The organism is Nitrincola alkalilacustris (genome assembly GCF_008973755.1).
Lineage (GTDB): Bacteria > Pseudomonadota > Gammaproteobacteria > Pseudomonadales > Balneatricaceae > Nitrincola > Nitrincola alkalilacustris.
The window spans coordinates 305,968-327,624 of record NZ_WBOM01000004.1 but is presented as its reverse complement, the minus strand read 5'-3'; the positions used below and the strand labels follow the sequence as shown (position 1 = coordinate 327,624).

General features: G+C 53.3%; 20 protein-coding genes. 14 read left to right on the top strand and 6 right to left on the bottom strand.

All coding sequences use genetic code 11. The features are described 5' to 3' along the window. The first annotated feature begins 9 nt into the window (after nucleotides 1-9). The 3 genes from F7R27_RS09470 to rluB all read left to right on the top strand — a co-directional run bounded on the left by F7R27_RS09470 (nucleotide 10) and on the right by rluB (nucleotide 2,136). Nucleotides 10-630: an L-threonylcarbamoyladenylate synthase gene (locus tag F7R27_RS09470; RefSeq protein WP_151703997.1), complete on the top strand. Its 621-nt coding sequence runs from the start codon at nucleotides 10-12 to the stop codon at nucleotides 628-630. Nucleotides 631-749: 119 nt separating this feature from the next. Beyond that, the gene (locus F7R27_RS09465) at nucleotides 750-1,142 is read left to right on the top strand and encodes an H-NS family histone-like protein (protein WP_151703996.1); all 393 of its coding nucleotides are present in this window, start codon (nucleotides 750-752) and stop codon (nucleotides 1,140-1,142) included. Nucleotides 1,143-1,224: 82 nt separating this feature from the next. Then, a complete protein-coding gene (gene rluB, locus F7R27_RS09460) occupies nucleotides 1,225-2,136 on the top strand; it encodes a 23S rRNA pseudouridine(2605) synthase RluB (RefSeq protein ID WP_151703995.1) in 912 nt (303 codons plus the stop codon). Between the two features lie 129 nt (nucleotides 2,137-2,265). Here rluB and F7R27_RS09455 read toward each other — a convergent pair whose 3' ends face one another. Genes F7R27_RS09455 through ubiG form a run of 3 tightly spaced genes read right to left on the bottom strand, consistent with a single transcriptional unit; the run spans nucleotide 2,266 to nucleotide 4,467 of the window. Next, nucleotides 2,266-3,024: a YciK family oxidoreductase gene (locus tag F7R27_RS09455; RefSeq protein ID WP_151703994.1), complete on the bottom strand. Its 759-nt coding sequence runs from the start codon at nucleotides 3,022-3,024 to the stop codon at nucleotides 2,266-2,268. 40 nt (nucleotides 3,025-3,064) lie between these two features. After that, nucleotides 3,065-3,748, bottom strand: a complete 684-nt coding sequence (locus F7R27_RS09450; RefSeq protein ID WP_151703993.1) for an HAD-IA family hydrolase — start codon at nucleotides 3,746-3,748, stop codon at nucleotides 3,065-3,067. Next, the gene (ubiG, locus tag F7R27_RS09445; RefSeq protein WP_151703992.1) at nucleotides 3,748-4,467 is read right to left on the bottom strand and encodes a bifunctional 2-polyprenyl-6-hydroxyphenol methylase/3-demethylubiquinol 3-O-methyltransferase UbiG; all 720 of its coding nucleotides are present in this window, start codon (nucleotides 4,465-4,467) and stop codon (nucleotides 3,748-3,750) included. The genes F7R27_RS09450 and ubiG overlap by 1 nt, the downstream gene beginning before the upstream one ends. Nucleotides 4,468-4,674: 207 nt before the next feature. Between ubiG and gyrA the strand changes: the two genes are divergently transcribed. From gyrA to F7R27_RS09390, 11 genes are all read left to right on the top strand, one after another. Then, nucleotides 4,675-7,260, top strand: a complete 2,586-nt coding sequence (gene gyrA / locus F7R27_RS09440) for a DNA gyrase subunit A (protein ID WP_151703991.1) — start codon at nucleotides 4,675-4,677, stop codon at nucleotides 7,258-7,260. Then, a complete protein-coding gene (gene serC, locus F7R27_RS09435) occupies nucleotides 7,244-8,326 on the top strand; it encodes a 3-phosphoserine/phosphohydroxythreonine transaminase (RefSeq protein WP_151703990.1) in 1,083 nt (360 codons plus the stop codon). Before gyrA ends, serC begins: the two co-directional genes overlap by 17 nt. Before the next feature lie 15 nt (nucleotides 8,327-8,341). Continuing rightward, entirely contained in the window at nucleotides 8,342-9,463 is a 1,122-nt protein-coding gene (gene pheA, locus F7R27_RS09430; protein WP_151703989.1) for a prephenate dehydratase, read from the top strand. 36 nt (nucleotides 9,464-9,499) lie between these two features. Then, complete coding sequence (locus F7R27_RS09425) at nucleotides 9,500-11,710, top strand: bifunctional prephenate dehydrogenase/3-phosphoshikimate 1-carboxyvinyltransferase (protein WP_151703988.1); 2,211 nt, start codon at nucleotides 9,500-9,502, stop codon at nucleotides 11,708-11,710. Beyond that, complete coding sequence (cmk, locus tag F7R27_RS09420) at nucleotides 11,710-12,402, top strand: (d)CMP kinase (protein WP_151703987.1); 693 nt, start codon at nucleotides 11,710-11,712, stop codon at nucleotides 12,400-12,402. The genes F7R27_RS09425 and cmk overlap by 1 nt, the downstream gene beginning before the upstream one ends. 28 nt (nucleotides 12,403-12,430) lie before the next feature. After that, the gene (gene rpsA / locus F7R27_RS09415; protein ID WP_151703986.1) at nucleotides 12,431-14,095 is read left to right on the top strand and encodes a 30S ribosomal protein S1; all 1,665 of its coding nucleotides are present in this window, start codon (nucleotides 12,431-12,433) and stop codon (nucleotides 14,093-14,095) included. 82 nt (nucleotides 14,096-14,177) lie between these two features. Then, nucleotides 14,178-14,468, top strand: a complete 291-nt coding sequence (gene ihfB / locus F7R27_RS09410) for an integration host factor subunit beta (protein ID WP_151703985.1) — start codon at nucleotides 14,178-14,180, stop codon at nucleotides 14,466-14,468. A 50-nt stretch (nucleotides 14,469-14,518) separates the two neighbouring features. After that, a complete protein-coding gene (locus tag F7R27_RS09405) occupies nucleotides 14,519-14,824 on the top strand; it encodes a LapA family protein (protein ID WP_240776318.1) in 306 nt (101 codons plus the stop codon). Nucleotide 14,825: 1 nt separating this feature from the next. Continuing rightward, nucleotides 14,826-16,046 (top strand): lipopolysaccharide assembly protein LapB, encoded by a 1,221-nt coding sequence (gene lapB, locus F7R27_RS09400; protein WP_151703984.1) that lies wholly within the window; start codon nucleotides 14,826-14,828, stop codon nucleotides 16,044-16,046. 21 nt (nucleotides 16,047-16,067) lie between these two features. Next, nucleotides 16,068-16,796: an orotidine-5'-phosphate decarboxylase gene (pyrF, locus tag F7R27_RS09395; protein ID WP_151703983.1), complete on the top strand. Its 729-nt coding sequence runs from the start codon at nucleotides 16,068-16,070 to the stop codon at nucleotides 16,794-16,796. A gap of 109 nt (nucleotides 16,797-16,905) precedes the next feature. Beyond that, on the top strand, nucleotides 16,906-17,196 hold the full coding sequence (locus F7R27_RS09390; protein ID WP_151703982.1) for a helix-hairpin-helix domain-containing protein: 291 nt from the start codon (nucleotides 16,906-16,908) through the stop codon (nucleotides 17,194-17,196). Nucleotides 17,197-17,250: 54 nt separating this feature from the next. Here F7R27_RS09390 and F7R27_RS09385 read toward each other — a convergent pair whose 3' ends face one another. From F7R27_RS09385 to F7R27_RS09375, 3 genes are all read right to left on the bottom strand, one after another. Further along, a complete protein-coding gene (locus F7R27_RS09385) occupies nucleotides 17,251-18,144 on the bottom strand; it encodes an AEC family transporter (protein ID WP_151703981.1) in 894 nt (297 codons plus the stop codon). Between the two features lie 103 nt (nucleotides 18,145-18,247). Beyond that, nucleotides 18,248-18,721: a universal stress protein gene (locus F7R27_RS09380; protein WP_151703980.1), complete on the bottom strand. Its 474-nt coding sequence runs from the start codon at nucleotides 18,719-18,721 to the stop codon at nucleotides 18,248-18,250. A 15-nt stretch (nucleotides 18,722-18,736) separates the two neighbouring features. Then, complete coding sequence (locus F7R27_RS09375; RefSeq protein WP_151703979.1) at nucleotides 18,737-21,592, bottom strand: FAD-binding and (Fe-S)-binding domain-containing protein; 2,856 nt, start codon at nucleotides 21,590-21,592, stop codon at nucleotides 18,737-18,739. Between the last annotated feature and the right edge of the window lie 65 nt (nucleotides 21,593-21,657).

The window sequence follows — 21,657 nt, the reverse complement described above, 5'->3', positions numbered from 1 at the left end:
GGTAGAAACGTGAGTCAATTTTTTCAGATACATCAGGATAATCCCCAGAAGAGACTTATCCTTCAGGCGGTAGAAATCCTGCGTAAAGGTGGGGTTATCATTTATCCCACGGACTGTGCCTATGCGCTGGGTTGCTGCCTAGAGAACAAGAAGGCGCTGGACAGGATAAAACAGATCAGGCAATTGGATGATAAGCACAATTTTACGCTGGTCTGTCGTGATCTTTCAGTTATTTCCACTTATGCAAAGGTGGATAATCAGATTTACAGACTATTGAAGGCTCATACTCCTGGTGCCTATACATTTATTCTGAATGCCACGACAGAAGTGCCACGACGTCTGCTGCACCCCAAAAGGCGCACCATAGGTATGCGTGTTCCCGACAATCAGATAGTGCTGGATCTTCTGGATGCGTTGGGTGAGCCTATCATGAGTACTTCGCTTATTCTGCCTGGTGAGGATCTTCCTTTGACTGATCCTTATGATATGCGTGATGCGCTGCAGCATCAGGTGGATCTGATTATTGATGGTGGTTTTTGTGGTATGGAGGCTACGACGGTTATTAATCTGACCGGTGATGTGCCTGAGGTTATGAGGGAGGGTGCTGGCGATGTGGCTCACTTTATTTAAGGTGCTGTTGCTGGCTGAGAAAATAATGAGTTAAATTGTCAGGCATCGCTTGCAAAACTGATATATATCTAGATAATTAGTATTATATCCATCTCTCAGTAAATCTGGAATAAAATATCATGTCTGACTTTATTAAAGTGCTTACGCGCAAGAACTCTCTGAGAAAACAGGTTCAGGAAATATCAGTAAGTGATATCGAAAAGGTTATCGGTGATCTGTCTGATATCCTCCAGGAAAAGCTGGAAGAGGCGGCTGCCAAAGAGGCTGTTGAGCAGGAGAAAAAAGCCAAGATTGAAGAGATTCGCAAAGCCATGCTTTCAGCAGGTCTGGATCTTGATGATCTGGCTGAGGTTGGTGACTCTCTGCAGCGTAAAAGCGTCAAGGCCAAATACTCCATTGTGGATGCTCAGGGTGAGCGTCATGAGTGGTCCGGCAGAGGGCGTACGCCAACCGTATTCAAAGAATATATGGAAGCGAAGGGTATTTCCAAAGAGCAGTTGCCATCTGCCTGATCTGAAGAAACTCTGCTAATATTGCTGTACTGGCCCTCCAGGTTTCCTGTGGGGCTTTTTTGTCTTACAGAAAGGTTGCGTCATGGACAGTGAAAAACTGCAAAAAGTATTGGCGCGCTCCGGTTTTGGCTCACGTCGTGAGATGGAGCGTTGGATTGAAGAGAAACGGATCAATATCAACGGGGTGTTGGCAACCCTGGGTGATCGTGTAACGCCTCTGGATAAGGTGTCGCTTAATGGCAAGTTGGTAGAGTTGGTTTTTGCCGGCGCTGAGCCGCGGCGCGTGCTTTTATATAACAAGCCGCTGGGTGAGGTGTGTACCCGCCATGACCCTGAAGGCAGGCCGACGGTCTTTGATGCCTTGCCGCCGCTTAAGCAGGGGCGCTGGATCGCTATCGGGCGTCTGGATATCAACACCACCGGGTTGTTGATCTTCACCACGGATGGTGAGTTGGCCAATAAGATGATGCACCCCTCAGCCAGGATTGATCGCGAGTATGCGGTACGAGTGCTGGGTGAGGTGGATGAAGAGATGCTGGACCGTCTGAAGAAGGGCGTTCTGCTTGATGATGGTATGGCGAACTTTACCGATGTGCAGTTTTTTGATGGTGAGGGAGCTAACAAGTGGTACCACTGCGTCGTGATGGAGGGTCGTAATCGCGAAGTCAGGCGTCTATGGGAGTCTCAGGGGCTCAAGGTAAGTCGTCTGAAGCGGGTTCGCTTCGGACCAGTGTTCATGCCTAGCGATATCAAGGTTGGAACCTGGAAGGAGATGGATCGCAAGGCGTGTAATCTGCTGGCGCTGGAGATGGGTCTCGAGCAGGATACCAGTCGAGTGGTTAGAACGCCGATCCAGCGCGCAGCTGACGAGCGTCTGCATAAGAAGCAGCGGGTGCGTCAGTCTGCTGACAAAGAGCGGGTTGTGCGCCAGGAGGTCAAACAAAAGCGTAAGACCGGCAAGGTGCGCTCTGTCGGTAAGCGTAACGCACGCTGATTGCGGGTGCTGGCCGATTGTTGGTACTGATTTACTGCTACTGATTGTTGCTACTGATTGTTGGTACTAAAGAGCACGCTGATACTGAAAAGCCCGGTTATGATACCGGGCTTTTCTTTTTGTATTGCGTCACAGTGGTTGTCCGTTGCCCTGAGCGCTCAGTGTGTGGCCGTTCTGGCCTTTACTGTCCGGCCCCATCAGATAAAGGTACAGGGGCATTATGTCAGCAGGAGCGGGGTTGTTGTCTGGATTTTCAGCCGGGTAGGCGTTGGCGCGCATATTGGTTCGGGTGGCGCCGGGGTTGATGCAATTGACGCGGATGTTGCCGGAGTTTTCCAGCTCGTCGGCCAGTACCTGCATCATCCCCTCCGTGGCAAATTTTGAGACAGCATAGGCGCCCCAGTATGCCTTCCCTTTGCTTCCCACACTGGAGGTGGTGAAAACCACTGATGCGTCATCTGAGGCTCTCAACAGTGGCATCAATGTCTGGGTCATCATGAAGGCCGCGTTGACATTGACCTGCATCACCTGCAGCCAGATGGTTGGGTCGTAGTTTTCGATAGGTGTGCGAACCCCGAGCAGGCTGGCGTTGTGCAGAATGCCATCCAGCTTGCCGAACTCCTGATGCAGAGTGTTGCACAGCTCAATGAAATCGTGCTCGCCGGCGCTTTCCAGGTTCAGGGGTACGATGGCGGGTTGTGGATAGCCAGCGGCTTCCAGCTCATCATAAAGGGATTCAAGTTTTTCTATGGTTCTGCCCAGCAGGATGACGGTAGCACCATGAGCAGCAAACTGTCTGGCTGCTTCTCTGCCTATGCCGTCACCTGCGCCAGTGACCAGAATGATGCGATCTTTCAGGAGATCGGTGGGTGCGCTGTATGCAAACATGATCGGTCAGGGTCCTTTTTCATCCGTTATCGCGGCTGCTTCAGGCAGGCGATGTGTGTTCATGTATTGATTGTAGCAGGGAAAGAATCTCGTGCGCGTCAGCTGCCGTGTGGTGGCTGTTCCAGTCAGTGACCGGGTCGCGAGGGTCGATATAGCCATAGGCTGCGGCGATGGTGATCATGCCAGCAGCCTGTCCGGCTTCGATATCTCTCCGGTGATCGCCTATGTAGACACTGCGACCGGGTTCTGCGTTCAACTCCCGGCATGCCATCAGCAGTCCTTCGGGATCGGGCTTGGTTTTGCTGACATGGTCCGGGCAGATGACTGATCCACAACGAGATTGCAGCTGCAGGCCTTCCAGTATGGGCAGGGTGTAAAGTGATGGTTTGTTGGTGACGATACCCCAGGGTATATGGTTGCTCTCAAGCCAATCAAGAAGGTTGTTCATGCCGTCAAACAGGCGGCTGTGCTGTGTCAGTTGGCTGGCATAGAGTTCGAGCATGCGCTGGTGCAGCTCGCTGAATCCAGGTGCCTCCGGTGTCAGGTTGAATGCTCGGCTGACCAATGCACGCGCGCCATTTGATACTTCAGCGCGGACTGCCTCATAACTGATCGCGGGGCGCCCCTCTTCGGCCAGCAGTTGGATAATCACCTGATGGAAATCGGGAGCGGTGTCCAACAGTGTGCCATCAAGGTCGAACAGGGCTGACTGCAGTGTCATCATCAGTTGTCCTGTTTGCGCGTAGCCAGCATGTAGTTGACATCAACATCTTTGGGATCAAGGCGATAGGTGCGGGTAAGTGGGTTGTACACCAGTCCTGTCATTTCGGTGATGCTCAAGCCGCTGCTGCGTACCCATTCCGCCAGCTCTGCCGGTTTGATGAATTTGTTGAAGTCATGCGTGCCCTGAGGGACCAGCTTGAGAATGCGCTCGGCTCCGAGGATCGCAAATAGATAGCTCTTCGGGTTGCGGTTCAGAGTCGACAGAAAGAGGTGGCCACCGGGTTTGACCAGTTCTGAGCAGGCCCGAATGATTGATGATGGGTCGGGAACGTGCTCGATCATCTCCATGCAGGTGACGATATCAAAGGTGCCAGCATGAGTGCTGGCCAGCTCTTCAACGGTAATACGCTGATAATCAACCTGGATGCCGCTTTCAAGTCCATGCAGTCTGGCGACCTTGAGAGGCGCTTCACCCATGTCTATACCCATGACGCTGGCGCCTCTGGCGGCCATGGATTCAGAAAGAATGCCGCCACCGCAGCCGACATCCAGTACACGCTTGCCTGCAAGAGGCGCTATGCGGTCTATGAATCCGACTCTGAGCGGGTTGATATCATGCAGCGGTTTGAACTCGCTGTTGCGATCCCACCAGCGGCTGGCGAGCTCTTCAAACTTGGCGATTTCGGATGGATCAATATTCTGTGTATGAGGCTCTGTCATCTTCGCTTCTCAAAATCCTGGCGGCATCCGGCGATTCTAACACCCGTGATCCGGAGGTGACAGCTTGACGCTTGATGAGGATCAGGATAAGTCACTGAAATGTGACTATCAGGAGGCACCATTTGGCTGCTTTATGGTACAATTGCCGGCTATTGAATTGCCGCCGATGCGGCGTGTGAGCAGACCGAATCAAGGAAAGCTGAACGAATGGGTGATCTAGCCAAAGAAGTCCTCCCGATCAATATAGAGGATGAACTCAAACAGTCATACCTTGACTACGCAATGAGCGTGATCGTGGGTCGTGCCCTCCCTGATGTCAGAGATGGCCTGAAGCCGGTTCATCGTCGCGTGCTCTTTGCGATGAATGAACTGAGCAATGACTGGAACAAGCCTTACAAGAAATCCGCCCGTGTGGTCGGTGACGTGATAGGTAAGTACCATCCGCATGGCGACAGTGCCGTTTATGACACGATTGTCAGGATGGCGCAGAACTTTTCGATGCGTTACATGCTGGTGGATGGGCAGGGTAACTTCGGTTCGGTTGACGGCGATTCTGCGGCTGCCATGCGTTATACCGAGATCCGCATGTCCAAGATTGCGCATGAGTTGCTGGCGGATCTGGACAAGGAAACGGTCGACTTTGTTGATAACTACGATGGCACGGAAAGAATTCCCGCCGTCATGCCGACACGCGTACCGAATCTACTGGTGAATGGTTCTGCCGGTATCGCAGTCGGTATGGCGACCAATATCCCGCCGCATAATCTGGGTGAAGTGGTTCGCGGTTGTGTCGCACTGATCGACAACCCTGATCTCAGCGTCGATGATCTGATGGAGTACATTCCCGGTCCTGACTTCCCGACGGGTGCCATTATCAACGGCCGTGCCGGTATTCTGCTGGCCTATCGTACCGGTCGTGGCCGTATCTATGTCCGTGCCAAACATCATATCGAGGATAACCCGCGTAACGGTCGTCCGATGCTGGTGGTCACAGAGATACCTTATCAGTTGAACAAGGCGCGTCTGATCGAAAAGATCGCCGATCTGGTAAAAGAGAAAAAGGTCGAAGGGATCAGCGAGCTGCGTGACGAGTCCGATAAGGACGGCATGCGCATCGTGATTGAGTTGCGTCGTGGCGAAGTGCCCGAGGTGATCATCAACAACCTCTTTACTCAGACGCAGCTGCAGAGTGTGTTCGGGATCAACATGGTGGCACTGGTCGATGGCCAGCCACGCACGCTTGATCTGAAGTCGATGCTCGAGTGCTTTATTCGCCACCGCCGCGAAGTGGTCACGCGTCGCACCGTTTTCGAACTGCGCAAAGCGCGTGAGCGGGCGCATGTTCTCGAAGGTCTGGCGGTTGCTCTGGCCAATATCGATCCTGTGATCAAGCTGATCAAGGAGTCGCCCACACCAAGCGATGCCAAGGAACGCCTGATCGCTGAGCGCTGGGCGCCCGGCAGTGTGCTGACCATGCTGGAAAAAGCCGGTGAAGACGCTTGTCGTCCGGAAGATCTGGAACCTCAGTTCGGTATGCGTGAAGGTTTCTATTATTTGTCACCTGTTCAGGCGCAGGCGATACTGGATCTGCGTCTGCATCGTCTGACCGGTCTGGAGCATGAGAAGCTGATCGCAGAGTATCAGGTACTGGTCGACAAGATTGCCGAGCTGCTGTTTATTCTGGGCTCTCGTGAGCGTCTGATGGAGGTGATCCGTGAGGAATTGGCTGCACTGGTCAGTGAGTATCAGGATGAGCGCCGCACTGAAATCATGGCGTCACAGCAGGATCTGACAGTGGCTGATCTGATCACCGAAGAGGATATGGTGGTAACCATCTCCCACGGTGGCTATGCCAAGACTCAGCCGCTGGATGCCTATCAGGCGCAGCGTCGTGGCGGTAAAGGCAAGTCCGCTACAGCAATCAAGGATGAGGATTTCATTGAACATCTGCTGATTGCCAATACGCACGATACGATTCTCTGCTTCTCCAGCCTGGGCAAGGTTTACTGGCTCAAAGTGTATGAGATTCCACCGGCCAGCCGTGCATCACGTGGTCGTCCTATCGTGAACATCCTGCCGTTTGTTGAGAATGAGCGCATCACGGCCATTCTGCCAGTCAAAGAGTTTACGGAAGATCGTTTCGTCTTCATGGCGACCGGTTTTGGTACAGTCAAGAAAACGCCTCTGACCAGCTTCTCTCGTCCTCGCAGCAGTGGTTTGATTGCACTGGATGTTGTGGAGGGTGACCGTCTGATCGGTGCCGCCATCACCAGTGGTGATGATGATGTAATGCTGATGACCAGCGCCGGTAAGGCGATCCGTTTCCACGAAGGTGATGTGCGCCAGATGGGTCGTACCGCCCGTGGTGTTCGTGGTGTGCGCATCAGTGATGATGTGCGGGTGATCTCGCTGATCATCCCGCGCGAAGGTGGCAAGATATTGACCGCCTCCATGAAGGGCTATGGCAAGCAGACTGCTGTGGAAGACTTCCCGCTGCGTGGTCGTGGTGGTCAGGGCGTTATCGCGATGCAGTGTACTGAGCGTAATGGTGCACTGGCTGGTGCGGTACAGGTGTTCGAAGGCGACGGCGTAATGCTGATCAGCAACCGTGGCACGCTGGTGCGTACCCGTACGGATGAGATCTCTGTGCTGGGCCGTAATACCCAGGGCGTGATGTTGATTCGTCTGTCCGAAGATGAGCAGTTGGTAGGTCTGGCTCGCATTGAAGAGCCGGAAGAGATCGATGTGATTGAAGGCGAGTCAGAGGGTGTCGCAGATGACGCGGAAGTTTAACTTCAGTGCAGGTCCTGCTGCACTGCCGGAAGAGGTGCTGCTGCAGGCGCAGCAGGAGTTGCTGGATTGGCAGGGAACCGGTCTGTCGATCATGGAGATGAGTCATCGCAGCGACGAGTTCGTTGCGGTGGCGGAGCAGGCTGAACGGGATCTGCGTGAGCTGATGCAGATCCCGGAGCAGTATCAGGTGCTGTTCCTCCAGGGCGGGGCGAGCAGTCAGTTTGCCATGGTGCCGATGAATCTGTTGCGCGGTAATGGTCGTGCGGATTACATCAATACCGGCATCTGGTCGAAGAAGGCGATTGCAGAAGCAAAGCATTATTGCGACGTGAATGTAGTGGCCAGCACCGAAAGCAACAACTTTACCTCAGCACCCTCACAGAATGAGCTGCGCCTGAGTGATGATGCGGCCTATCTGCACTACACCACAAACGAGACGATCGGTGGTGTTGAGTTCGATTATATTCCCGATGCGGCAGGTCGCCCGCTGGTGGCGGATATGTCGTCCGACATACTGGCCAAACCGATAAAAGTGGATCGCTTTGGTCTGATCTATGCCGGTGCACAGAAAAATATCGGGCCTGCCGGTCTGACAGTTGTTATCGTGCGTGACGACCTGCTCGGCAATACGCTGCCAGGCACACCCTCCATGTATGACTACAAGCTGCATGCCGATGCCGGTTCCATGAACAACACCCCGCCGACCTTTGGCTGGTATCTGGCAGGGCTGGTGTTTCAGTGGCTCAAGAACCAGGGTGGTGTTGAGGCGATTGGTCAGGTTAATCATCGTAAGGCTGCCAAACTGTATGCCGCGATTGATGGCAGTGGCATCTACGCCAATCCGGTGGCCAAAGCCAATCGCTCGATCATGAACGTGCCCTTCACTCTTGCAGACAGTCGTCTGGATCAGGTGTTTCTGCGCGAAGCGGAAGAGGCAAATCTGATGAATCTTCAGGGTCATCGCTCTGTGGGTGGCATGCGCGCCAGCCTCTATAATGCGGTTCCTGAACAGGCGGTAGATGCATTGATCAGCTTTATGGCTGATTTTGAACGCAGGCATGGCTGAGATCGGAGTCGATCCATGAGTAGCGATGAGCAGAAAACTTCAGTACAGGAAGATGCCCTTCGTGTACTGAGGGATCAGATAGACAGTATCGATCTTCAGGTTCAGCAGTTGATCAACCAGCGTGCACGTTGTGCTCAGCAGGTTGCCGAAGTGAAACAGCAGTTTCAGGGCGCGCAGCAAGCTGTTTTCTATCGCCCCGAACGTGAGGCACAGGTGCTGCGTTCCGTAATGGCGCGTAATGAGGGGCCGCTTCCCGATCAGGAGATGGCGCGCCTGTTTCGTGAAATCATGTCGGTCTGTCTGGCGCTGGAGCAGCCACTGCATGTGGTATTTCTCGGGCCGGTAGGTACCTTCACTCAGCAGGCTGTTTTGAAACATTTCGGGCATGCCGTCAAGGGCGCGCCGCTGGAAACGCTCGATCAGGTTTTCCGCGATGTTGAATCAGGTGCTGCCCACTATGGTGTGGTGCCGATTGAAAGCGCGAACGAGGGCGCTGTCAGCCGAACGCTGGACCTGTTCAGTCGTTTCGATGTCAGCATCTGTGGCGAGGTCGAACTGCAGACTCATTATCATCTGCTGACCGGCCAGAACGCCGATGTCAGCAAGATCAAACGTATCTACGCCCACCAGTTTGCCTTCTCCCAATGTCATCACTGGCTCGATGCCCGCTACCCGGATGCCGAACGCATAGCTGTGGTTTCCAATGCGGAAGCCGCTGATATGGTTATTGCTGCCGGAGATGTGGCTGCGGCCATCGGCAGTGATATTGCGGCCGAGCTGTTTGATCTTGTCGTGGCTGAGCGCAATATTGAAGATCAGCTCGACAGCGTGACGCGCTACCTGATCATCGGCAATCAGGATGTGTCACCCAGTGGTCAGGACAAGACATCGATTCTGCTGCTTGCACATGATAAACCCGGGGTCTTGTATGACCTGCTGGAGCCTTTCCGGCGCCGTGATATCAGTCTGACAAGGTTGGAAACCCGTTCTGGTACCAAGGCCGGCTGGGATACGCTCTTTTATATTGATTTCGAAGGGCATCGTGATGACCCCGAGGTACAGCAACTGCTGGAAGAGCTTGAAAAGGGCACCGTTGAACTCAAACAGCTGGGTTCTTATCCCAAGGCAGTACTCTAAGTTGGATTGTTTGATGTCGCTGACAAAGGTAAGACTGTGAAGTACGCAATAGACAGGGTGCTGGTAATCGGTCTTGGCCTGATAGGCGGCTCTTTTGCCAGAGCGCTGCGTTCGCGTGGAATCGTGCGTGAAGTGGTCGGCTATGATCGCAATGCGGATGAAGCTGCGCTGGGAGTCAAGCTGGGTGTAATCGACCGTTCTGCCGATGATCTGGCGCAGGCGGTCGGTGAAGCTGATCTGGTGATGCTGGCAGTGCCGGTCAAGGTGATGGAGGCTGTGCTGGCTGCAGTAGAACCCCATCTCAAGCCTCATACTCTGTTGACGGATGTCGGCAGCACCAAGGCTAATTTGGTTACCGCTGCGCGAAGCATCTTTTCTGTCATACCCCCCACCTTTGTACCTGGGCATCCGATTGCGGGTGCTGAAAAGAGCGGCGTCAGAGCCTCGGATGCCGATCTGTTCGAACGCCATAAAGTGATTCTGACCCCTCTGCCAGAAACCGACTCCCATGCTACGTTGCAGATCGCCCGCCTCTGGCAGTCGATCGGTGCTGAAGTGTTGCAGATGGATGTTGATCGTCATGATCAGGTGCTGGCTGCGACCAGTCATCTGCCACATATGCTGGCTTTTTCTCTGGTCGATACGCTGGCGCATGAGGAGGAAAATACCGATATTTTCCGCTATGCGGCCGGTGGCTTTCGTGACTTCACCCGCATAGCTGCCAGTGATCCCGTGATGTGGCATGACGTATGTCTGGCTAATCGCGATGCACTGCTGAAGCAGATGGATCAGTTCACGAATGGTCTGGCCCGGCTCAGGCAAGCGATAGTGGCCGGTGACAGTCAGAGTCTGCTCGGTATCTTCACGCGCGCCAAAGTGGCACGCGAGCATTTCACGCGTATTCTCAGTGGCTCAGCTTATGCACAGGTGCTGTCGCAGCAGGCGATAGATCTGCGGGTGCAGGGTGCCGCTCAGCTCAGGGGTGAAATCACCCTTCCTGGCGATCTCTCCATCTCACACCGTGCGATCATGCTCGGCGCTCTGGCAGAGGGCATCACTGATATAGAAGGTTTCCGCGAGGGTGAAGACAGTCTGGCGACTCTGCAGGCCTTCCGTGATATGGGCGTAGTGATCGAAGGGCCTCATCAGGGGCAGGTGCGAATTTATGGCGTCGGTCTGCACGGGCTGCAGCCGCCACCGGGGCCTCTGTATCTGGGTAATTCAGCCACCTCCATGCGCTTACTTGCTGGTCTGCTGTCGGCGCAGACCTTTGCCACTGAGTTGTTTGGCGATGAATCGCTGAGTCAGACCTCCATGGCGTCAGTTATTGAACCGTTACGCCAGATGGGCGCCAATATTCAGGCTGTCGCGAGCTTGCCGCCGCTGAAAATCGAGCCGTCAGAAAAGTTGATCGGCATACGTTATGAGATGCCTCAACCCAGTGCTCAGGTCAAATCCAGTCTGCTGCTGGCCGGTCTTTATGCGACAGGCAAAACAGAGGTTTCAGGTCAGCATGTTACACGTGATCATACGGAAAGAATGCTGCAGGGATTTGGCTATACTGTAGACAGACAGGCGCATCAGGTCAGCCTTGGTGGTGGCGAGTCGTTGCAGGCAACGCAACTGCGTGTACCCGGCGACCCGTCCAGTGCGCTGTTTTTCATTATAGCGGCTACAATGACTCCGGGGTCCGAGTTACAGCTTCCCTACATGGGCGTCAATCCAACGCGGATGGCGGCGCTGAATGCACTGGAGCTGATGGGTGCTGCGCTGAGTTACAACAATGCTACTGAGACCAGAGGCGAGGCGGTAGCGGATATCTGTGTCAGAAGCGCCCGGCTTCAAGGTGTCACGATCAGTGAGGAACTGCTCTATGGGATGTTGGATGACCTGCCTCTGCTGATGGTGGCCGCGATGCGTGCCGAAGGCCAGACCCGGTTTGAATTACCGGATGAGTGTGCTGAGCGACTGCATGAGCGACTTCATCCGATGGTAGCGTTGATGATTGATCAGGGTGTAGCCGTTACCTATACCCGACGTGAGTTGCTCGTCTCACCCGGATGCTTCCGAGGAGGAGAAATCAGAGGTGTTGCAGATCCGAGAATAGCCCTCGCATGTGTACTTGCAGGGCTGTCTGCGACTGAGGAGATCAGAATAATAAATTGTGCGTCTGTCCTGTCAGTTTTTCCGGATTTTGTGGAGCAGGCGCAGCGGATAGGTGTTCAGATTCATAAGGAGGCGGACTGATGTCCACCAGTGATCAGTGTTTTGTCATAGCGGTTGATGGCCCGAGTGGGTCAGGTAAGGGAACTTTGTCACGTATGCTGGCCAGCCATTTCGGTTTTCATCTGCTGGATAGTGGTGCTTTATACAGATTAACGGCAGTTGCGGCGAGACATCATGGTGTTGCGTTGGATGATGTTGAAACCCTGCAGGTGCTGGCCGCGCATCTGGATGTGCAGTTTGTTGCCGGAAGTGGTGGTGATGAGGCGCGTATCATCCTCGAAGGTGAGGAAGTCACCAATGCAATCAGAACAGAATCAGTGAGCTCCGATGCTTCTGTTGTTGCCTCACTGGGCCCGGTTCGCATGGCATTATTGGCGCGACAGCGAGATTTTGCACAGCCTCCGGGGTTGATTGCAGATGGTCGTGATATGGGTACGGTAGTCTTTCCTGATGCCCCCTTGAAAATATATCTGGACGCCAGTGCCGAGGAGCGCGCAAGTCGTCGATATAAGCAGTTGATTAGCAAGGGTCTGGGTGCTAGCCTTGATGATATATTGAACGATATCAAAACGCGTGACTCACGCGATATGAATCGCGCGGTGGCGCCCCTGAAACCGGCGTCTGATGCGATGGTACTGGACTCGACGTCGATGGCGATTGAGGCAGTGTTCAAAGCAGTGTTGGATGAAGCAAGACATAAAGGGCTGCACTGAAGCAGCTTTACTTTGAGGATGCACGGTGATGAGTGAAAGTTTTGCGCAGCTTTTTGAAGAAAGCCTGAAAGAGCTGGAGATGTCCCCTGGTTCAATTGTGACGGGAACGGTTGTTGCAATTGAAAATGACTTTGTCGTGATACACGCAGGCCTCAAGTCAGAGGGAATCATTCCTGTCAGTGAGTTTGTCAACGAGAACGGTGAGCTGGAACTGGCCGTCGGCGATGAAGTCAGGGTGTCGCTTGAGGCGTTGGAGGATGGTTTCGGCACGACCAAGCTCTCCAGAGAAAAAGCCAAACGCGCAGAGTCCTGGGAGGTTCTGGAGAAAGCCTTTGCTGACCAGGAAACCATCACTGGATATATTACCGGTAAGGTACGCGGTGGCCTGACTGTCGATGTCAATGGCATCAACGCTTTCCTGCCGGGTTCGCTTGTGGATGTGCGCCCTCTGCGTGATACCACTCATCTTGAAGGCCAGGAACTCGAGTTCAAACTGGTCAAGCTTGATGCCCGCAGCAACAACATCGTCGTATCACGTCGTGCCGTGCTTGAAGAAGCTTACAGTGAAGAGCGCGAGAAACTGCTGGCGACCATGGAAGAGGGGCTGGTGATCAAGGGTGTGGTCAAGAACCTGACGGATTACGGCGCCTTTATCGAGCTGGGTGGTATCGATGGCCTGCTGCATATCACCGATATGGCGTGGAAGCGTGTCAAGCACCCGAGCGAGTTGCTCAGCATCGGTCAGGAAATTGATGTCAAGGTACTCAAGTATGACCCAGAGCGTAAGCGTGTATCACTGGGCCTGAAGCAGCTGCATGAGGATCCCTGGAATCAACTGATACGTGAAAAGGCTGTGGGTGACAAGGTCAAGGCGCGTGTCACCAATCTGACCGATTACGGCTGTTTTGCCGAGATAGGTGATGGTGTTGAAGGCTTGGTGCATGTATCAGAAATGGATTGGACGAATCGTAATATTCATCCCTCCAAAGTGGTGCAGGTTGGTGATGAGATCGAGGTGATGATCCTTGATATCGATCAGCAGCGTCGTCGAATTTCACTGGGGATCAAACAGTGCAGTGAAAATCCGTGGCAAGGTTTTGCCAGCCGTTACAATAAGGGTGACAAGGTAACCGGTGTGATCAAGTCGATCACGGACTTCGGTATTTTCATCGGCCTTGAAGGTAATATCGATGGTCTGGTGCATCTGTCTGACCTGTCATGGGAGGAGCCGGGCGAAGAGGTCGTCAAGCGCTATACCAAGGGGCAGGAGATCGAAGCGGTTGTTCTGTCTGTTGATTCGGAGCGTGAGCGCATTGCGTTGGGTATCAAGCAGATCAATTCCGATCCCTTTGCCGAGTTTGCTGATGTCAATGCCAAAGGCAGTATTGTCGCTGGTAAGGTGACTCAGGTAGCTGATCGTCAGGTGACCATAGAGCTGGCTGAAGGGGTGGAGGGCTTGCTGAAACTGTCCGAGTTTGACAAGGATGGAGCTGAGCCTGCCATTGGCAGCGCTGTGGAGGCCGTAATTGTCAGTATCGATCGGCGTAATCGGACCATCAATCTGTCTGTGAGGCAGTTGGCCGAGAAAGAGGAAAAACAGGCCCTCAAGACAGTCAAGGAGCAGGCGCCTGAGGTAGCAGGGCCCACCACCATTGGTGATCTGATCAAGGCTCAGATGGAAAAGAAAAAGTAAACCGGCCCTTTTTCGGGCCTGTTACCCTGGAAACGGATCAACCATCCTAGTGGTTGCTCCGTTTAAAAGTGGAGAGAAGGGTATGACCAAATCAGAGTTGATAGACCGGCTGATCGATCTTCATCCTCAACTGTCTGTGAAAGATGTTGAGCTGGCCGTCAAGGCCATGCTGGATCACATGACTGAAGCGCTGGCCAATGGTGATAGGATCGAGATCAGAGGATTTGGAAGTTTTTCGCTGCACTATCGTGCACCACGCATTGGGCGTAACCCTAAAACCGGGGAGTCAGTTCCGCTGGGTGCCAAGTATGTTCCGCATTTCAAACCTGGAAAAGAGATGCGAGATCAGGTAAATCAAAGTCTCAAGACTTAAAATTTCAGTCTGACAAAAAATGCGTCAGACAGTGTCAAGGGAGTTAAGGCGTGCGTTTTATCAAACGACTACTCATGCTGTTGATTGCGCTGGCGGTAGTACTGCTGGGTGTAATGTTCACGATTCACAATACAACCAGAGTCAGTATTGATCTGGTGCTTGTCACTTTGCCCGAAGCGAGTCTCTCGCTGTGGCTGATCGGGGCTTTTGCACTGGGAGCGATACTGGGCCTGATTTTCAGTTCATTTGTCATCATGTCACTGAAAACCCGACTCTACGCGGTGAATAAACGCATCAGCGCGTCACAGCGCGAACTGGAAAAATCACGACTGTCGAGCTCGAAAGATCTGGCATGAAATGGGGGATATATTTCTCTTCATTGCACTGATGCTTGCTGTTGCTGCCGGTTGGGGACTCGGTCGTTTTCAGAACCGTGTGCGCTTTCGCAAGATACTGCCTTCACTGAATCGAGATCACAATAGAGAGCACTCTAATAGAGAGCACTCTAATCGAGAGTACTACAGTGGTCTTGATTTTCTGATCAATGACCAGCCTGATGAAGCGATTGAGAGCTTTATCAGGGTGTTGGAGGTCAATTCCGATACCATCCCTGCTCATCTGGCCCTTGCCAAGCTTTTCAGACGTAAGGGTGATTTTGAAAGGGCGATTCAGATCCATCAGGATCTGCTTAATCGTCCGAATCTCTCCTCCAGTGATTTGCAGCGCATTCAGATGGCGCTGGCGCGGGATTATGATGCAATCGGTTTGCTGGACCGTGCTGAACAGATACTTCTGGAAATAGTCCAGAGCAAGCCAGAAGCAGAGATCAGAACCAAAGCGCTGATGCTGCTGATGCGTCTGTATGAAAAGGAGGGAGAGTGGCGGAAGGCGCTAGAGACGGCGGCCAGGCTGGAACACGATCAGATGCACTCGGTTCAGCATAAGCTTGCTCACTACTATTGTGAGCTTGCCGAGATTTTTCATTTTCAGCAGAACGACGAGAAAGCATCAGGATACCTGCAAAAAGCACTGCAGCGGGATAGAAACTGTGTTCGGGCAACGCTGTTGCAGGCCCATGTGCATATGCGAGCAGGTGCCTGGCGCTCGGCGATCAAGGTGCTTAAACGGGTACCGGATCAGAATCTGCTGCTGGTGTCAGAAACGATTCCCCTGCTTGAGCGCTGTTATCGTGAGCAGGGTGCAATGCATGAGTTTGAGCAGTATCTCAATCTATGCCTGCACAAAGCACCCTCAACAACGGTTATTCTTGCCATGGCAGAGAGGGTTGATGCGCGAGAGGGGATTAACGCCGCAGCCATGTTTATAATGGAGGAGCTGAAAAAACGGCCCTCGATACGAGGGTTCAATCGTTTGATCGACCTTCATATTCAACAGGGCGGGCATAGTGTCAAAGAAAGCCTGACGACCCTGAGAGGGTTGACTGGGCAACTGGAACGCAGCAAGCCTGTGTATCAGTGCCTGCAGTGTGGTTTCGAAGGGCGGACGCTGCACTGGCACTGCCCTTCGTGCCGGGAATGGGATAGCACCAGGCCGGTACAGGGGCTGGAAGGTGAATAGATCAGGATTACTGGAGTAAAGATGAAGCAAAATCACAAGCCGATAATAGTGGCGCTGGATTATCCTGATGCGAAAAGTGCACTGGCAATGGCTGCCAGGCTTGAGCCGGCAAATTGCAGAGTCAAGGTCGGCAAGGAGTTGTTTACCCGTTGTGGGCCCTCGATTGTCGAGTCCTTACAGAAGCTCGGCTTTGATGTGTTTCTGGATCTCAAGTTTCACGATATCCCCAATACAACGGCAATGGCTGTCAAGGCAGCAGCGGAGCTTGGCGTGTGGATGGTGAACGTGCATGCCGGCGGCGGGCGGCGCATGATGAGTGCTGCACGCGAGGTGCTGGAGCAGACGCCGGGCTGTAATACGCTGTTGATCGCCGTGACGGTGCTGACCAGTATGGAAGCATCTGATCTGGAGGAGCTGGGTATTACGGCATCGCCGCTGGAACATGTTAAGCGGCTGGCACTGTTGACTCAGTCATCGGGCCTGCATGGCGTTGTTTGTTCTGCACAGGAGTCCGCTATGCTGCGAGAGGTGGTGGATGCTGATTTCAGCCTGGTAACACCGGGTATCCGGCCTCTGGATACGGCCTCAGGTGATCAGCGCAGAATCATGACACCTACTGATGCGATACTCGCCGGCAGTGATTATCTGGTGGTGGGTAGACCAGTGACTCAGGCGACTGATCCCGCTGCTGCTGCACGTGCCATTCTGGATGAGGTGAATCAGGCTGTGGCTCAACGGCAGCTGAGCTGAAGTTCATCCATGTAAAAATATGCCTGGGGGCTGGAAAAGCGCTTTAAAGTATAATAGTGTTGAATCTGCTGGCAGGAGGCTGGCAGATAACCATAAACAAGGAGGTTTTATGAACCGCACATCATTGCGTGCATTCGCACTGCTTTTTCTGCTTTTTTTCTCTTCATTTGCAGCCGCTTCAGGCATCAATATCAATACCGCTTCCGCAGAGGAGATCGCATCTGTGTTGTCCGGTGTGGGTCCTGCGAAAGCTCAGGCGATAGTTGAGTACCGGGAGTCCCGCGGCCCATTTGTCAGCGTCGAGGAGTTGTCTCAGGTGCGTGGCATAGGCCCGGCGACGGTAGAGCGTAACCGGGATGTCATCTCAATCGGTGATGAGGTCGCAGCGGCCGAGGAGTGAGTGACAGGTGTCGGCCTTGGGCTGTTCCCCTGGGGCCGACACTCTGTAAAGACTTTAAATGATAAAGAACAGCACGACCGGGATAATGATCAGGCTGCCGACATTTCCGATCAACACAATCGACGCTACCAGATGAGGCTCCTGGTTGTAACGTTCGGAAACCATGTAGTTGAGTACCGCTGGTGGCAAGGCGCCAAAGAGAACCAGATAGGCAAACTGTACCGGCTCCAGTTGCAGGAATGGCTGCAGTGCCAGCGCAATCAGTATGCCGCTGACAGGTGCCAGAATCGCACCTGCGACCCCGACGCGCCAGTTGGAGAAATCGATACTGGTCATGCGCACACCCAGTGCAAACAGCATCAACGGAATGGCTATCTGCCCCAGCATATCAACAAAGGTTCTCAGGGCAGGATAGAGTGCAAGACCGAGGCTGCTCCAGACAAGGCCTGCGATGGTTGCCATGATCATCGGGATTCTGAGCATGCGCAGAATATTGGTACGGTTATCCAGCATGTAGAGCCCCAGTGTAAAATGCAGCACATTCTCGACCAGAAACAGAACCACAGCAGCGGGTAGTGCAGCCTCACCAAAAGCCAGTACGATCAATGGAATACCGAGGTTGCCACTGTTGCTGAACATCATCGGTGGCAGGAATGTCTTGGGGTGTACCTTCAGGAGTCGACAGAAGGGCCATATCAGCAGGCCAGAGCCTATCACAACTATCAATGCGCCAATCGCCAGGGTGGAGTAACTGGGAAGATCAAAGGATTCTGCCGACATGACCGAAAAGATCAGAGCCGGTGTAAAGATGTCCATGTTGATCTTGTTGGCAACCGACATGTCTGTCTGGCGCTTTCGGGCGTAAAAATAACCGACGCAGACTATCGCCAGGAGTGGGAATATAGTCAGAAAAATGCGTTCGATCAGGCTGTAGGTGGCACCATCCATTTTTTCGTCCTGTGATGACTGACGCAGCAGGTATCGATGTGATACCTGCCCTGTGTTGGATAGGCCACTATAAGACTTTCATAAGTAAAAGGAAATGTAAGTCTCAGGTTGGAATCACGAAGACAGGCAGTTTGGCTTCACGAATAACCTCCTGAGTGGTATGGCTGTGATGACCGAAACTGTTCTCGGCGCCCATTACAATCATGTCTACATTCATGCGTTTTGCCACGCGCAGAATGGCATCTGTCGGGTTACCCTCTTCAACCAGTGTGGCAATATCCAGTTTGATTTCACCCGTCAGCGCATCCAACTCTTCATCGCAGAACTTTTTCACACGATCCTGCATCAATTCATGCATCTGGGAAACGCCTTCTGTATGCAGTTTTTCAATCACATCCTCAGGCAGGAAGTTGTGGATAAGAGCGTGGGAGGTTGCATTGATCGGTTCTATCACATGCAGCATGATTATTCTGGCGTTCATTTTCAAAGCCAGCTGCACTGCATGGCGAAAAACAGGGCGGGTGTTGCCGCCCAGCGTTGTGGTATACAGCAGTGTTTTCAGTTCGGGAAGTGACATTGGGGTAACTCCTTGTCAATCGATCGGATGAATGGTTTTGTCGGCTGATGGATCATGCCGGGCCTCTGAGCAGCTGTCTAAAAGGTATACAACAGATTGATAGCTGATGCCACTGTGATGGCTGAGCCCGATTTCGCAGGTTCTGCTGGTCGAAACGCCCAGGCTGCAGTGTGAAACGCGGCTTTTAAGATTGCGCAGTGCTGATGCATTGAGCTCAGGAACAGAAAAACCCTTGTCACCTGCAAAACCGCAGCAGGTGACATCCGGCGGTATAACCAGCTCCTCGCAGCAGGCAGATGTAATTCTGGTCAGTGAGTCAGCCAGTCCCATGCGAGTCGTACTGCAGGTGATATGGAGGGCCACAGGTTTCTTGATCGGAGTGATTGTGAGCTTGTCCAACACGAAACGGGCGATGAAATCGACACTGTCATAAAGTTTGATGCGTTCATCAATACCCTCTTTCATGCGCAGACTACAGGGGCTGGTATCGCTGTAAACGGGTATATCTCCGCCTTGTGTCGCGTCAAGCAGGGCATCATTCAACTCTTTGGCTTTCAGTGTGGCCGCCTCAAAGAACCCCTTGGATTGAAAAGGCATGCCGCAGCACAGCTCGGACAGTTTCTCAGGATAGATCACGTCGAACCCCGCCTTGCGCAACAGAGCTTCTGTCTTATCTGCCAGAGAGGTCTGGTCCTTGTCACCTGATGCCGGCCCCATGGTGCGACTGGCGCAGCTCGGCAGATAAACTACCTTATGCGCAGACGAAGCGCTTGAGCCTTTCGGCTTTATGCGACGCGCAGCGGTGGGAAGTGCTGGTGTCCACTGCTGCAGTCTGTTGCCACTGAGCTTGCGTGCAAAACCTGTCACTCCTGTCATGGCAGAAGTGCCGATCAGCCTGTGCGTTGTGTTGGCAAGTCCAAAGGCTATTCTACTTGCCTGTGTCGTGGCGCTGAAATGGCGTGCGATCCATTCGGCCTTGCCGGCATGCTTCAGATTTTCATCATGGCGAATCTCGCGCGTGAGATCTCCGGTATTTATCCCTACTGGGCAAGCGGTTGAGCAAAGGCCACAGGCCGCACAGGTGGCATCCCCCTGAAACCGGTAGTCCTGTCTCAATTGCTGCAGGCGATCCGGGTCTTCACCTGACTGCGTAAGTCTTGCTATTTCCCGCCAGATCACAATGCGCTGGCGTGGCGTCAGTGTCAGGGCTCGTGATGGGCAGACAGGTTCGCAGAAACCACACTCTATACACTTGTCGATAAGCGCATTGGCCGGTGGCAGAGGTTTCAGATTCTGCAGGTGGACATGAGGATCGCGGTTCAGAACTACACCGGGGTTCAGAATATTGGTTGGGTCGAGCAGTGCCTTCAGCTCCCACATCAACTGGTAGGCTTCCTGTCCCCATTCCAACTCAACATAGGGTGCCATATTGCGGCCGGTACCGTGCTCAGCCTTCAGAGAGCCATCGTAGCGGTTAACGACCAGGTCCGCGACCTCATCCATCAGCCCCTCATATCGCTTGATCTCTTCATCCGTATCAAAGGACTGAGTGAAGACAAAGTGCAGGTTGCCCTCCAGGGCGTGGCCGAAAATGATCGCTTCATGATAATGCCAGCGCTCAAATAGCAGGTGAAGGTCCGCCACGGCATCCGCCAGACGCTCGACCGGAAAGGCAACATCTTCAATGATGACGGTGGTACCCGTGAGTCGAACCGCGCCAACGGCAGGGAAAAGCCCCTTGCGAACAGACCAGTAAAGGGCGCTTTGCGCTGCGTCTGTTGTGAAATCTACTGGCTGGCAGGTGTGAGTGCTGCTCAGGATATGAATGATCTGCTGGATCTGACTGTCAAGTGCATCGGAATCACCGGCGCGTGTTTCCACCAGCAAAGCAGCAGCATCTTCCGGCAACTCACGGATCAGGCCAGGCATGCCGGGCTTCCTTTCTACCGATCTGAGTCCTGCACGGTCTATCATCTCCACCGCTGCAACAGGAGCATTTTTGAGCAGTGCAACGGCTTCGCAGGCGGCACGAACGGTATTGAAAAATACCAGGGAAGATGCCTTGTGCTCATGCTCCTCTACCGTCTTGTAGGTGATCTCGGATATGAACCCCAGCGTGCCTTCTGAACCTATCATCAGGTGTTGCAGGATATCAATCGGGTCGTCATAGTCCACCAGTGAGTTCAAAGCATAGCCGGTGGTATTTTTCAGGCGGTATTTATGTTCAATCCGCTGCTTCAGAGTTTGATTGGCCTTGACCTGAGCACTCAGGGCTCTCAAGGCGTCCAGTAAGCCCTGATGACTTCTGTAAAAGGCCTCTATCGAATCTCGATCCGATGTATCCAGGAGTGTTCCGTCTGCCAGTACCATACGCATGCTGAGCAGGGTGCGATAGCTGTTCTGTGCAGTTCCACAACACATACCGCTGGCATTGTTCGCCGCGATACCACCTATCTTGGCTGTGTTGATAGATGCGGGATCCGGGCCAATCTTACGTTTGTAGGGTGCGAGGAAGCGATTGGCCTGCGCACCTATCACACCCGGCTGCAGCGCAATACTCCTGGCGTCAGGGCTGATAAGGTAACCATCCCAGCCATCGCCGAGCTGAATCAGCACGGAATCCGTAATCGCCTGGCCTGACAAGCTCGTACCTGCAGCCCTGAAGGTAACTGCAATGTTTTCCTGGTGTGCGAGTTTAATGATGCGGATGATCTCGGTTTCATCATTGGCTCTGATGACGATTTGCGGGATCAGGCGATAGAAACTGGCATCTGTACCATAGGCAAGTGTTCTCAGCGGATCGGTGATGATGCGCTCTTCAGGCAGAAGGTGCTGCAGTTGTTTCAGAAAACTCAGAAATGGTTCTTGCATGGAGTGTTACCGGCTATTTTTATTAATTGGTAATACCATTTATCCAAATATGAAGTACACTTTAT